14 protein-coding genes are annotated in these 13887 nt (G+C 36.2%); 6 read left to right on the plus strand and 8 right to left on the minus strand.

Annotated elements, in window-relative coordinates; genetic code table 11:
- Window positions 1–34 precede the first annotated feature (34 nt).
- A complete protein-coding gene (locus NCC77_RS13345) occupies window positions 35–451 on the plus strand; it encodes a (R)-mandelonitrile lyase (protein ID WP_250836016.1) in 417 nt (138 codons plus the stop codon).
- On the plus strand, window positions 448–1509 hold the full coding sequence (locus NCC77_RS13350; RefSeq protein ID WP_250836017.1) for an alpha/beta hydrolase: 1062 nt from the start codon (window positions 448–450) through the stop codon (window positions 1507–1509). Before NCC77_RS13345 ends, NCC77_RS13350 begins: the two co-directional genes overlap by 4 nt.
- A gap of 280 nt (window positions 1510–1789) precedes the next feature.
- Here the strand turns inward: NCC77_RS13350 and NCC77_RS13355 are convergent, their stop codons facing one another.
- Window positions 1790–2419 carry a nitroreductase family protein gene (locus NCC77_RS13355; RefSeq protein WP_250836018.1) on the minus strand — a complete coding sequence of 210 codons (630 nt, stop codon included), beginning with the start codon at window positions 2417–2419 and terminating at the stop codon, window positions 1790–1792.
- A 267-nt stretch (window positions 2420–2686) separates the two neighbouring features.
- Between NCC77_RS13355 and NCC77_RS13360 the strand changes: the two genes are divergently transcribed.
- The 4 genes from NCC77_RS13360 (at window position 2687) to NCC77_RS13375 (ending at window position 6526) form a co-directional block, all read left to right on the plus strand.
- Window positions 2687–3739, plus strand: coding sequence for a DUF1852 domain-containing protein (locus NCC77_RS13360; protein WP_250836019.1), 1053 nt, complete (start codon window positions 2687–2689; stop codon window positions 3737–3739).
- A 30-nt stretch (window positions 3740–3769) separates the two neighbouring features.
- Window positions 3770–4801: a methionine synthase gene (locus tag NCC77_RS13365; protein ID WP_250836020.1), complete on the plus strand. Its 1032-nt coding sequence runs from the start codon at window positions 3770–3772 to the stop codon at window positions 4799–4801.
- 58 nt (window positions 4802–4859) lie between these two features.
- Window positions 4860–5852, plus strand: coding sequence for a bile acid:sodium symporter family protein (locus NCC77_RS13370; protein WP_250836021.1), 993 nt, complete (start codon window positions 4860–4862; stop codon window positions 5850–5852).
- 221 nt (window positions 5853–6073) lie between these two features.
- The gene (locus NCC77_RS13375; protein ID WP_095929232.1) at window positions 6074–6526 is read left to right on the plus strand and encodes an Lrp/AsnC family transcriptional regulator; all 453 of its coding nucleotides are present in this window, start codon (window positions 6074–6076) and stop codon (window positions 6524–6526) included.
- Window positions 6527–6959: 433 nt separating this feature from the next.
- On the opposite strand, the gene NCC77_RS13380 is transcribed toward NCC77_RS13375, so the two are convergent.
- The 7 genes from NCC77_RS13380 to NCC77_RS13410 form a co-directional block, all read right to left on the minus strand.
- Window positions 6960–7442 (minus strand): CinA family protein, encoded by a 483-nt coding sequence (locus NCC77_RS13380; protein WP_250836022.1) that lies wholly within the window; start codon window positions 7440–7442, stop codon window positions 6960–6962.
- A gap of 57 nt (window positions 7443–7499) precedes the next feature.
- On the minus strand, window positions 7500–7946 hold the full coding sequence (locus NCC77_RS13385) for an adenylyltransferase/cytidyltransferase family protein (RefSeq protein ID WP_250836023.1): 447 nt from the start codon (window positions 7944–7946) through the stop codon (window positions 7500–7502).
- Window positions 7947–7957: 11 nt separating this feature from the next.
- A complete protein-coding gene (locus tag NCC77_RS13390) occupies window positions 7958–9106 on the minus strand; it encodes a hypothetical protein (protein ID WP_250836024.1) in 1149 nt (382 codons plus the stop codon).
- Window positions 9107–10246 carry a UDP-galactopyranose mutase gene (gene glf / locus NCC77_RS13395; RefSeq protein ID WP_250836025.1) on the minus strand — a complete coding sequence of 380 codons (1140 nt, stop codon included), beginning with the start codon at window positions 10244–10246 and terminating at the stop codon, window positions 9107–9109. It lies immediately after the preceding gene.
- On the minus strand, window positions 10243–11388 hold the full coding sequence (locus tag NCC77_RS13400; RefSeq protein ID WP_250836026.1) for a glycosyltransferase: 1146 nt from the start codon (window positions 11386–11388) through the stop codon (window positions 10243–10245). The genes glf and NCC77_RS13400 overlap by 4 nt, the downstream gene beginning before the upstream one ends.
- A gap of 325 nt (window positions 11389–11713) precedes the next feature.
- Window positions 11714–12157 (minus strand): hypothetical protein, encoded by a 444-nt coding sequence (locus tag NCC77_RS13405; RefSeq protein WP_250836027.1) that lies wholly within the window; start codon window positions 12155–12157, stop codon window positions 11714–11716.
- 11 nt (window positions 12158–12168) lie between these two features.
- Window positions 12169–13749, minus strand: a complete 1581-nt coding sequence (locus tag NCC77_RS13410) for an FAD-dependent oxidoreductase (RefSeq protein ID WP_250836028.1) — start codon at window positions 13747–13749, stop codon at window positions 12169–12171.
- Between the last annotated feature and the right edge of the window lie 138 nt (window positions 13750–13887).

Genomic DNA, 13887 nt, shown 5'->3' on the forward strand with positions numbered 1-13887 from the left:
TTTTGAGAGGTTTAACAATAAAAAAATAGAAAAAATGGACAAAGTAAATACAATATCTCTTTTTCCGAAAGGAGAGAAATTACCAAATGAGTGGTTTACAGGCGAAGCGTTTTTATCGCCATTGGTTTCAAAAGATAAAAACAACGAATTTTCTGCTGGAGCAGTAACCTTTGAAATTGACGCCAGAACCAACTGGCATACACATCCGAAAGGGCAGGTGCTCATTGTTATTGAAGGTTCAGGTTTTTACCAGGAAAAAGGAAAGGCTGCACGAGCTATAACAAAAGGCGATGTAGTGAACATACCTGAAAATGTAGAACATTGGCACGGAGCATCTGCGAAGACATCTATGACACATATTGCCATCACCAATTTTAAAGAAGATGTACAGGTGACGTGGCTGAAACCAGTTACAAATGAAGAGTTTAATCAAGCAAATAATCAAAAATGAAAAAAATCACCTTTATAATTGCTGTACTTGTTTTGTCTTTTGGACAATTAAAAGCGCAGACCAAACAACAATTGTCAAATAAAAATTCAGAAAAAATGGATACATCAAAAGAACATTATACTTTTCAATTAAGCGATAAAGTAATTCGTCAAAAAGTGAGCTTCAAAAACCGTTACGGCATTACATTAATCGGAGATTTATATCTTCCGAAAAACGCAGGAAACAAAAAATGGTCTGCATTAGCTATCAGCGGGCCTTTTGGAGCTGTAAAACAGCAATCATCAGGATTGTACGCGAACCAAATGGCAGAACGTGGTTTTATAGCTCTGGCTTTTGACCCATCTTACACAGGAGAAAGTGGGGGCGAACCGAGAAATCTGGCCTCTCCAGAAATTAATACCGAAGACTTTAGTGCTGCTGTAGATTTTTTAGGATTGCAAAAAAATGTAGATAGAAATAAAATTGGAATCATCGGGATTTGTGGTTTTGGAGGTTTTGCCTTAAATGCAACTGCGATTGATAAGCGAGTGAAAGCCGTTGCGACAACAAGCTTGTATGATATGACGAGAGTAATGTCAAAAGGCTATAATGATTCTGTAACTCCAGAACAAAGAAGCAAAACACTGGAAACTTTGGGCGAACAGCGTTGGAAGGATGCCGAAAATGAAAAACCAGCAGCCGGTCCAAGAATTTTACCCGAAACATTGAAAGGCGATGAACCGCAATTTGTAAAAGAATATTTTGATTATTACAGAACGCCGCGTGGTTTTCATGTCAATTCTTTGAATTCAAACGGAGCCTGGCTGACAACTAATCCTATTTCGTTTATGAATATGCCAATACTAGCTTATGTAAAAGAAATTTCGCCAAGACCAATGCTTTTAATCGCAGGCGAAAATGCACATTCAAGATATTTTAGTGAAGACATTTTTAAAGTGGCAAATGAACCAAAAGAATTAATAATTATACCAAATACAGTTCACGTTGATTTATATGACAAAGTAGATGTAATTCCTTTCGATAAGTTAGAAAATTTCTTTAATGCGAATTTGAAATAATTTATCTCATTGTGATTTGATAAATGCTAAATAGAAATGGTTAAATCAAATTAAGAAATTCCAAACTCATTTTGGATTTTTAAAACAGAGTCAAACTTTCTTAGTTTGTAACATATATAAAAAAAGGCGCCAATTGTATTCAATTGGCGCCTTTTGGCTGTGGTAGACTACTTAACAAATTTCAAATCATTTTATGCAAGATTTAAAGAAATTAGCTTATTTTCAAGCCTACAAGGTTGAAGGTATACTTTTACCGTAATAATTAACATAACTCATTATATTAGTAAACTTTCGTTATCATTTCGTCTATAGGTAAACGAACTTTTTTCGTAGCTGCCATATAGTCCTTTTCCGAATCGCGATATCCTAAAGCAAGGATAACTGTAGAATGTAACCCTTTTTCTTTCAAACCCAAAACCTCATCGATAATGGCAGCATTAAATCCTTCGATAGGAGTGGCATCCACTTTCAATTCTGCCGCTGCAATAAGTGCAGTTCCTAGTGCAATATAAGCCTGTTTGGCTGCCCAAAATGCTTTTTGCTCTGCGTTAATAGCGCTGAAATAGGAATGCAATCCATTTCTAAATCCTGATAAGGCACCAGCATCAAGACCTCTTTGCTTTTCTGTCATTGCCATATAATCGTCAATGTAAGTCGAAGACATATCATTGAATGCAGCAAAAACCAACAAATGAGAGCAAGAGCTAATCTGTCCATTATACGAATCAGCACCTAATTTTTTTTGAATTTCCGGGTTGCTTACAACAAAAACACGGTAAGATTGCAGACCGCAAGAAGATGCTGAAAGATTTATAGCCTCTAAGATCTGATCGACCTTCTCTTCTGTTACTTTAATGTTACTGTAAGCTTTTGTGGCGTAGCGCCATTTTAAATTTTCTATCAAATTCATTGCTATGTCTGTCTTAAATTTTGGCAAATATAAATGATATTGTTTTCTTTTTCGAGTTTTTGAAGCGCTCTGGGAAATTCTAAACTAACCATCTTAGGTCACTAAAGAATATTTATCTGTTTTCCTTCATTATTATATTTGTTTAAAGATTAATAATCTTTAAAAATGTAGTATAAAAGAACAATTAACTGAATTTAAGTATAAATAAAAATATTTAATCTTTTATATTCAAATTTGCAGGGTAAAAAAACTAAATATTATCATCAGATGAAAGCGAACATACAAGAAGATAGGGGAATAAACGAAAAGCAAAATATTGAAAATACCCAGAATACAATCCAAAATGATTTTGCATTCGCACTAAAGAGCACTTGTTTAGATGAAAATTATCACCCTTCAAGCAAAACGCGTTTAACAACCAATTTTGCAAACTTGGCTAGAGGAGCTAGTCGCCAGCAAAACTTACGTAATGCATTAAATATGATTAACAATCGATTCAATGCATTGGCTCATTTGGATAATCCAAAAGGGGATCGTTACCTTGTAGAACTTGAAATCCTCACAGTAACAATGAGTATTGATGATAAGAATGGTAGTAACGATTTACCGATGATTGAAGTTTTAAAAACAAATATTATTGATCGTAAGACTGGCCAGCAAATAGAAGGAGTTGCCGGAAATAATTATTCCTCTTATGTACGTGATTATGATTTCAGTATTTTATTGATCGAGCACAATAAAAATAAATCTAATTTTTCTATCCCTGAAAATTTTGGTGATTTACACGGAAAACTTTATAAGTGCTTTGTAAATTCAGCCACTTACAAAGAGCACTTTAAGATGTCACCGATCATTTGTCTAAGTGTATCGAGCAACAAAACTTATACCCGCACTGAGTACCAGCATCCGGTTTTGGGTTTTGAGTATCTGCAGAATGAGTATTCTCTCACTGATGAATATTTCTCTAAAATGGGCTTAAAAGTTCGTTTTTTCATGCCTCCGCATAGTGTGGCGCCGATGGCTTTTTATCATTCAGGAGATCTGCTTGCTGATTATACTGATCTTGGACTAATCAGCTCAATCAGCACGATGGAGACTTTCCAGAAGATATATCGCCCTGAAATTTACAATGCAAATTCAGTAGCTGGGAAAATCTATCAACCTAGTCTTAAACACGAAGATTATTCACTGACTCGTGTGGATTATGACCGCGAAGAGCGCAGCCGATTGGCTGTTGAGCAGGGTAAATATGCAGAAGAGCATTTCATTAAACCTTACAAAAGTCTTCTGGAACAATGGTCTGCTAATTTTACCCTTTAATTGATTACAACGCCTTAAAATTATACTATTATGAAGAAATTATTATTACCTACCTCTATTGTTGGAAGTTTACCCAAACCTGCCTGGTTAGCGCCACCCGAAAAACTTTGGTCACCATGGAAATTAGAAGGTGATCAGTTGCTTGAAGGAAAACAAGATGCATTACGCATTTCTTTGCAGGAACAGCAATTGGCAGATCTGGATATCATTTGTGACGGCGAGCAGACACGCCAGCATTTTGTAACGACTTTTATCGAGCATTTAAGCGGTGTAGATTTTGAAAATCGTAAAACAGTAAAAATCCGTAACCGTTATGATGCGAGTGTTCCAGTGGTTGTAGGTGAGGTTGCACGTCAAAAAGCAGTTTTTGTTGAAGATGCTAAATTTTTACGTAAACAGACTAACAAGCCTATAAAATGGGCATTGCCGGGCCCGCTGACAATGGTAGATACCTTGTACGACGACCATTATAAAAGCCGTGAAAAATTGGCGTGGGAATTTGCGATAGCACTCAATGAAGAAGCAAGAGAACTTCAAGACGCTGGGGTAGATATTATCCAGTTTGACGAACCTGCATTTAATGTGTTCTTTGATGAAGTAAACGATTGGGGAATGGCAGCATTAGAAAGAGCCATTGAAGGTTTACACTGCCAGACTGCGGTTCATATTTGTTATGGTTATGGAATACAGGCAAATACTGATTGGAAAAAGACATTAGGTTCGGAATGGCGACAATACGAAGAAATTTTTCCGAAAATTCAAAAATCTAAAATTGATGTGGTTTCTTTAGAATGTCACAACTCCAATGTACCTTTAGATTTAATGGAACTTGTTCGCGGTAAAAAAGTAATGGTAGGTGCCATTGATGTGGCAAAAAACACTATCGAAACACCAGAAGAAGTAGCTGATACCCTGCGTAAAGCGCTGGAGTTTGTAGATGCCGAAAATCTGTATCCTTCTACAAACTGCGGTATGGCCCCATTATCTAGAGATGTAGCCAGAGGCAAGTTAAGTGCTTTAAGCGCAGGAGCAGAAATTATACGCAAAGAACTTGGGATTTAGTCTCAATATATTAATAATGGAGTCCGTGCCTGTACGGTGGACTAATATTTAAAACACATTGAAGAAATTATTAGAAGTATTAAAAAAAGCAGGTTTCGACGGTTTCCTGTTAATGATCGCCACCATGATTCTGATGGCTTATTTTTTGCCACAGCCAGGCATGGTCAAAGAACCTGTTTCGTTAGAGGAGATTGCCAATGCTGGCGTTTCCTTAATTTTCTTGTTTTATGGCATGCGATTAAGTGTTGAGAAACTAAAAGCCGGACTTTCCAACTGGAAAATGCACATTATCGTCCAGTTGACAACCTTTTTATTTTTTCCGCTCATTGTTTTGGCATTTCGCCCGTTGTTTGTCAATAACGGCTTCGAGCTGCTTTGGCTGGGTGTATTTTTTCTGGCAGCTTTACCGTCCACAGTTTCCTCTTCGGTGGTCATGGTTTCCATCGCAAAGGGAAACATTCCCGCAGCCATTTTCAATGCAAGCATTTCCAGTTTGATCGGAGTAGTCGTTACCCCGCTCTGGGTTGGGTTGTTTATAACTTCTGCGACAGGAGATTTTGATGTTAGTCAAATCGTCATAAAGTTGATTCTACAAGTCTTGTTGCCTGTCATCATTGGTATAAGCCTCAATTCCCGTTTCGGCGCCTTTGCCGAAAAATACAAGAAACAGCTCAAATATTTCGATCAGGCTGTTATTCTAACGATTATTTACACGTCGTTTTGCAAGTCATTTTCCGAACATCTTTTTGAAGGCTTTACCGCCCTTGAACTTGCCGGACTCGCTGCAGGGATGATGGCGTTGTTTTTTGCCGTATTTTTTTGTGTCGGACTACTCAGCCGCCTACTTGGTTTTTCAGATGAAGACCGTATTACTGTCTTATTCTGCGGATCAAAAAAGTCATTGGTACATGGTACGGTTATGTCAAAAGTACTTTTTCAGCACAGTACCATAACCGGCATCGTATTGCTGCCCCTCATGCTTTACCATGCCTTGCAATTGATTGCCGCTAGCATCATCGCTCAGGGTATGGCTCGACGAAAAGAAGTATAATTTTTTATTTATGGTGTGACCCTTTATCTTTTTTCGATAAAGGGTATCAAAGATAATGCTCCCCGCTATAAAATAATGCCTTTTAGATTTTTCTTACTTTGAACATAAACTTTGCAGTATGTTATGTTTTTAATTTCTGAAAAATAAGATTTTTGTATTGTTTTTGGTTATATTTGAAGAATTTCATTCTGTTTTAGAAATGAATTAAGCCAAAATATTCTATGGAACAAATAGACGATATTGATCTTCAGTTATTAAATATACTACACGATAATTCTAAGTATACAGTAAAAGAGCTTGCTAAGATGGTAAATCTTTCGGCATCGCCTGTTTTTGAGCGAATTAAAAGATTAGAGAACAGCGGTTACATTAAGAAATATATAGCACTCCTTGATGCAGAAAAATTAAACAGAGGGTTTATAGTTTTCTGTAATATTAAACTTAAACAGCACGATCGTAATATCGGGAATCAATTTGTTAGTGATATTATGAAAATCGAAGAAGTTGTGGAATGCTATAATATCTCAGGAGATTATGATTTTTTAATGAAAGTTTCTGCCAAAGACATGAAGCATTATCAGGATTTTGTGTTTAATAAATTGGGATCAGTTGAAAGTATAGGAAGTACCCAAAGTACCTTTGTCATGTCGGAGATTAAAAATTTGTACGGATAGTTCCGCGATAGTTTATTTATTTCAAATTCGTCTTAGCTTTTGTGGTTGAAAATTAATAACTCCATTCATGAAATGTCAAGTTGTAAAGGCTTGAAGAATCCATCTGTGGAGGAAGAGTGATAGCAACTGTTGTCCATCCCATTTGTATAATGCACCATGATTCTACTAGGGAATTTTCGTTGTTTTTTCAATATTGAAACTTCCACAATGATTTTAATACTTTTAAAAATTAGGTTCTAATAATTAATTCATTGAGATACATTGGTGTAAATTTTGGCAACGAACTTTGTGATTTGTGGACTTTTTATTACCGAGATATAAATTAAGAGATTTGTCATTATCTTTTTTCGATTCGTTTATTTTTTCCATTGGATAGTGATTTAATTAATTTAGAAGAAAAGATATGTATTATAGAAAGTCTAAATTGGTTTTACTACAAGCTCGCAATACTTTCAATAACGAGTTTGGCAGCTTCATCAATGGCCTGAATGATTATCTGCTCCGAATCTCCTACAAAAACTTTGCGCTTATTTATATTCTCAGAAGGAGTTATAATGCTGAAAAAAAATGTGCCTACAGGTTTTTCAGGAGTTTCACTTCCGCCGGGCGTAGTAAGTCCGGTAACTGCTACTGTAACTTTTGCATTAAACAATTTTGACATTTGCTCGGCAAGTTTTTTTGTGACTTCTGCTGACTCAGGTGTATATTTTTCAATCATTGTATGCGGAACATTAAGAATTTGTTCTTTTACAAAAACTTCATAACAGGCTATGCCGCCGCGCAAAATTTTTCCTGATTCTTTTGTCATCGAAAATTCTGCGCTCATTCTTCCGGCAGTGGCACTTTCGGCAAAGGCAATATTCCATTCCTTTGCTGCTAAAACTTTACTGCATTTTGTTACAAATTCTGAAGGCATAACTGTAGTTTTTAGAGGTTAATGAATAAACGTTATAAGTGGTTAAATAAATAAAAGTTAACCATTTACAATCTTTAAGCTTTCACATTGATACACTTCTTTACGAAGTCCGCTGCTTGAAAAACGGTGATTTCGTTTATTGTATATTAGTTCAATGTTCATTTTTTCACAATACTCCCTTCCGGTAAAAGCGACATCTTTATATTCGTCTCCTAGAATGCGAACATCGATTGGTAAAGCCTGAAGAATATCCTCAAGATCCTGCTCGCTCGTGTAGGGAATAATCTCGTCTACAAACTTGCATGCTTTAAGCTGAATGTATCTTTCTACAACAGATTGTGTAGGTTTATTTTTTTCTGGTCTGTCTATTGTGGGGTCAGTTTGTAAACCTACAATAAGGTAATCACAATGCAATTTGGCCTCTTCAAGCATTCTTACATGTCCTGCATGAAGTAAATCAAAAGCACTAAATGTAATTCCGGTTTTTGTCTTAGTTAGTTCCATTGTAATAAATTTTAGTTTTTAAAAAAGTTAAGTACAAAATCCAAGATCTTGTTTGTATGTGTAAACTGTGCCTGGGATCTTTCTACTGCATTTATATATGGAATATTTGGCAGCCTGTTTCCATCAATATCAAGATCCCAAATCCCGCAATTGCTGAAGCTCGAAAGATCGTCCCAATCTGGCCTGTCGGTAACTGGATAAATACAGATACCATTAAGGTCTACACCACGTTTTTTTGCTGTGAGGCATTCCTGCGTAATTTCTTCAATCCATTCTACTCTTCCAGATCCAAAATGTCCTGTTTCGGAAATAAAAATCGGCTTTTCATATCTTTTGTAAGCCATCTGTAGCAAATCTGCAAGAGGTGTTCTTCGTTTTAATGTTTCCGGCCAGTCCAACGGAGTATCATCTATGTTCCATTGACAATTCCAATAATAATTAAAACCTAAAATATCCAGAAATTCTTCAGAACCTCCCAGTTCAGGACACATTCTGCCGGCGATAATATCCATTGCCTGAAACTGGTGCTCATTTAGCTCATGCATTTGCTCTGCATTTTCCTGAAGATTCCCATGAATTTTTATTAAGGGTTCGACCAAAATAATGACGCAATCAGGATCTGCTTCCTTTAAAGCTTTTATACCTATAATTGCTGCCTTGCAGAGATGATATTTAATATCCCATCCGCTGTTTATCGCAAAGGGCACAGTTCCTCTTACATCACCAGAATGCCATGACAGAAAACTTATTTCATTTATGGGCACAACATACAATTCCTGTGGAGAATTTTCAGTATAAAACACAGCAAAAGCATGACACAAAGCAGCAAAACGTTCGCAGAAATTGGGATGTGTGGGATAAATTCCATCGGGATAGCCAAAATGAATCAAGTCCCATATCTGTTGAATACCAAATTCTTCAGCAGCCTGCATGCGATTATAAACTTCTGAAAAGTCAAAGAAACCAGGCGATTTCTCCACGTCGCTCCAGCAGATTCCTTCTCTTACCGTTTTAATACCAATTGAAGAAAGCATTTCATAATCTTCAGAAACTCTGCGATCATGCTGGGTTTCTCTAAGCAGGCTGATTCGCTCTCCTGATCTGTTAATGTGATCTGCGCATTCATACCCGCCCATAAAAAAAGTATTGAATAGTTTCATCTAGCCTGCTGTCTTATAGGTGATTTTGTCTTTTTTCTCCAGCGAATCAAACAGGTCAAGGGCATTTTTAAATGCTTGATCCATATTGAAATATTTATAATTGGCCAGTCGGCCCACAAAATGCACATCAAGAAGTTTCTCGGCTTCATCCTTGTATTTTTTGTAAATTTCCCCATTTCTCGGATTAGGAACAGGATAGTAAGGTTCGCCTTCATCGACTGTATATTCTCTTACTACAGTTGTTTTTTCTGATTTCTGATTTCCAAAATGCTTGTACTCGATTATTCTAGTAAAATCAACTTCTATTCCAGGGTAATTGACAACTGAATTCTCCTGAAAAAATGCAGCATCTATAGTTTCACTCACAAAATTGATTGAACGATACTCTAATTTTTCGGTCAGACTATGTTTAAAATCAAAAAAACGATCCACGGGGCCCGTATAAAATAATTTTTCATATCCCGTATACTGTTCTTTTACATCGAAGTAATCCGTATCGAGTAAAATTTCGATATTGGGGTGCTTTATAATATTTTCAAATAATTGTGTATAACCGCCTTGTGGCAATGCCTGATAAGTATCCGAAAAATAACGGTCGTCATAATTATAACGAACCGGTATACGATCTAAAACAGATGCATCTAATTCAGCAGGATATTTATCCCATTGTTTTTTGGTGTAATGTTTGAACATTTTTTCATACAATACAGAACCAACACGATTTAAAACTGCTTCTTCACCGTTTGCAGGTTTTTCTATTGGTGTACAGTTTTCTCCGAGCCAGCTGATCATTTGCTGCTCCGAATTAATATCTGTACCAAATAGTCTGTTAACCGTTGTAATATTTACTGGAATCGGCACTGTTTTTTCATCCACTCTCGCGATAACTTTATGTTCCCACGGATACCAATCCGAAAACTGATTTACATATTTCCAAACACTTTCTTCATTGGTATGAAACAGATGTGCTCCGTATTTTGATACCAGAATATTGTTTTCATCTACATAATCGTAACAGTTTCCTGCTATATGATTTCGCTTTTCGATAATCAGGACTTTTTTTCCTATCGAAGCATATCTTTCTGCTAATACCGATCCAGAAATTCCAGCACCGATTATTAAAATATCTACTTGTTTCATTTTGAAAATTCTTTAATTATTTCCTGCATTCTTGCAGCGGTACTATCCCAAGATGTATTTTTTAATATCTCGGTATATTTCAACGGAATCAATACGCTTGCTCTCTTATCGAAAAGTAGGGTAATGGCATCGCAAAAATCATCAGCGGTTTCGATAAGACTTACGCAATTGCTGTAATCTCTTACTACATCTGTTATTTTAGTGGAGATAATTGGCTTTCCTGCGGCCATATATTCCAGGGTTTTTGTCGGACTTATATATTTAGTCGCATCGTTTATTGCAAAGGGCATTATTGTAATATCAAAACCTTTAATATAATTCGGGAGTTCATTATAAGATCGCATTCCCAAATAATAAATGTTTTCTTCTTTTGGAAGATCGGCTTCGTCAATTTTTGCCAATGGGCCAATCATCACAAAGGAAACTTTTGGCAATTTTAACGCAGTTTCATGCAGCAGTTTTAAATCGATACGCTCGTCGATTACGCCAAAGTAACCCACAATTGGAGATTGTAAATTGGCAATATCTGCGGGAATTTCAATTCCGTTTAGTGCCTGTGCAAAATGCGTTTCATCTACAGAACTTGGAAAACAGTAAACATTAGAATGGTTTTGCTTTTTTGACTCATACAATGATTTTCCGCCAGTAAAAACAATATCTGCATTGGCCATTAAAAATTTTTCCTGATGAATCAAATGTTCAGGAGCTCCTTTGAACAATGTTAATTCATCCATACAATCGTATATGATCGTTTCAAATTCAAAGGTTTCTATTAAAGGACTAAATGATGCTGAGTAGAACCATCCTGTTGCGACATTTTTATTTTTAATGTATTGCGGCAATATATTGGCAATGTCTTCAATACTCTTTACACGAGGCTGCAAAATATGCAAGTTGTCATTGATAATAATAAGATTGGCTGTGTTTTCCTGTTGAGCATCAAAGGCAATTGGTTCTTCTATTAACAGCACTTTCATATTTTTAGACATTCTGCTGATTAAATGCTGCGGACGCTGGTAAACAAACTGCCATCTTAAATGGCAAAAAACAACCATATCGTAATTTTGAGGCGGTTCATTGCTACTTGTAGAAAAATTAGATTCTGTCACTTTATTTTTTGTGGTGTGTACATTTGTCTGCATGTCGATAATTATTTTAAATGTGATTACTATTTGTTAAATGATCTTTTCTTGTAAAATTTAACGGATTCAAATGTAGACTTGTAAAGCATGTGTTTTTTACAGAATTCTCCTGCTTTGTTACACAATTAAAGGCAAGTTTTTTTTAAATTTTAACTTCAAGATTCAGTAAGGATATTACTTTCAGGAAGTAGCAGAGTAGGGAAAGCAACATGTTATTGTGGAATATTTCGCATGCGAAATTTGTAGCAATCCAGAATTTTGAACTTTTATTTTATTTCAAAAATCTGATTGAATAGAGATTTTAATTGCTGTTAATTTTAATTGTTTAAAAAAGAATGTAAACTGTATAAGCAATAAAACCAAAAATAATATGTGCTGCAAAAAGCTGTAAATAGTAACCCTTAAAGTCAATGTTAGGTTTTTGAGGTACCAATTTAAATAAAACAAACCAGGTAATTATGCCAATAATACCACTAATTGCTCCTAAAAGAATACCAATTGGCCATGTTAGTTCTAGAACTTTATAAATCCATAAAAAATGGTAAGCAATTACAAATCCAAAACCAATTATATAATGTAAAATCCACGCCAGCATATTTTTTACATTAGGTGATACTTCTAAATGGAGATGGCTTAAAATATAGCTCAATAGTACAGGTTCTTTGTAGAGTTCTCGGGCAGTTGCCGATACTGCATAACTAAACAAAGTCATGGCAGAAGTAGCTGCGATCGACGAGACTAAAATTTGAATAAGTGTGTAAAAGTCCATAGATAAAATTTTTATTTGATTTGTATCGGATTAAGATCAGTTTGTGCCGGACCATTGATCACGGTGCCGTCTGTAGAAAATCTTGAACCGTGACAAGGACAATCGAAAGATTTTTCGTCAGTGTTCCAATGAACAATACAGCCTAAATGCGGACATACTGCAGAGAAGGCTTTTAAAGTATCGTCGTAATCGCGATAAACCGCAATTTTTTTAAGTCCAGAAGAGAGTATACCGCCTTCGCCCGCATGTAAATCAGCTGTGTTTTTCAAGTCAGAACCTTTGATCCAGTCGAGGTATTGTGAGGCCATGTTTCCGGCTTCTTTCAAAAAGTCTCCCGTAGATTTTAGCGTAATTCTTGATGGGCTATATAAATCCTCCCATTGATTTTTGTTTCCTAATATAAGGTCGCTGATAATCATAGCGCCAATAGTGGCATGTGTCATTCCGTTTCCAGAATCTCCTGTGATAATATAAATATTGTCATCCCCCGGATTCTTCCCCATAAAACCTAAACCGTCTACAGGTTCCATAATCTGGCCTGACCATCGATAAGATAGATCTTCAAGCATAGGAAAATAACTTCTTGTCCAGCTTTCGAGCCTTTCATAACGTTCAGCTGCCGAAATATTTTCCTGGTCTTCCTGGCCTGTTTTATGATCTTCGCCTCCCGAAATAAGCAGATCGTACTGATCGTCAAAATTTTCTAATCGAACATAATGATATGGTTCTGCAACCCATTCCGAATTAGCGTCGCCTGTATCCCACCATAATGAATAAGGCAAAACTCCTTTGGCTATTTTGCCCGCAATAACATAAGTTCTATACGCAGCTTGTTTAGTATGCATAGTTACCGTATCATTAATAGGAGAGTTGGTAGCCACCACAATATGTTCTGCCGAAAAGGTAAAACCATTTACTTCTGCACCATGTTTGGTTATATTTTCGGCACGCGCTTCTGTGTAAATAAGTCCTCCTAACTTTATAATGGCATCGGCCAGACCCTTTAAATAATGTAAAACATGAAACTGGGCCTGATTATGAAATACAATGGAATTTGTTTTTTCTCCGCCTGTTATGGCGGGTGTGGCTTTTAGAAACGTTGTATTGATTCCCGCCGTTTTGGTAGCTTCATATTCTTTTTCTAAATTCTCCGGTTTGTCACTCGGATGCAGGAATAAATATCCGTTGACTCTTCTGAAGAAACAGTCTATATTTAGGTCATTTACATTTGTTTCAATTTCATCTATTGCCTTGCTGTGGCTTTCTGCGGCTAATTTTGCAGCTTCTTTGCCAAAAGTACTTTCCAGATAATAATAGCGGTCATCAAGCGCGCAGGTTAGGTGTGCTGTAGTACGACCCGTTTCGCCGCTGCCTATAAACCCATCCTCTACAACGACAACTTTTTTACCAGCCTTTAGTAAATTGTAGGCAGTGGTAAGACCTGCGATTCCGCCGCCGATAACAAGTACTTCGGCTCCACAATTTTGATCAGGGGTACTATAGGCGATTGGGGAAGTAGAGTCAATCCAAAACGACACATTTTCTCCCGATGAAATACTTCCATTATTTATTTGATCTGTAACCTTATTCATGATTTTACATATTTAGTTGACAAAAAGTTTTTTTCGAGTATGAAATCAAATTTAAAAGACGTTTATGAATGGAATTTACATGTTGAAATTTTAAGTTTATATCATTGCCATTATGAGTTTTATGTAATACTTTTCCGA

Source organism: Flavobacterium tyrosinilyticum (assembly GCF_023656565.1).
Lineage (GTDB): Bacteria > Bacteroidota > Bacteroidia > Flavobacteriales > Flavobacteriaceae > Flavobacterium > Flavobacterium tyrosinilyticum.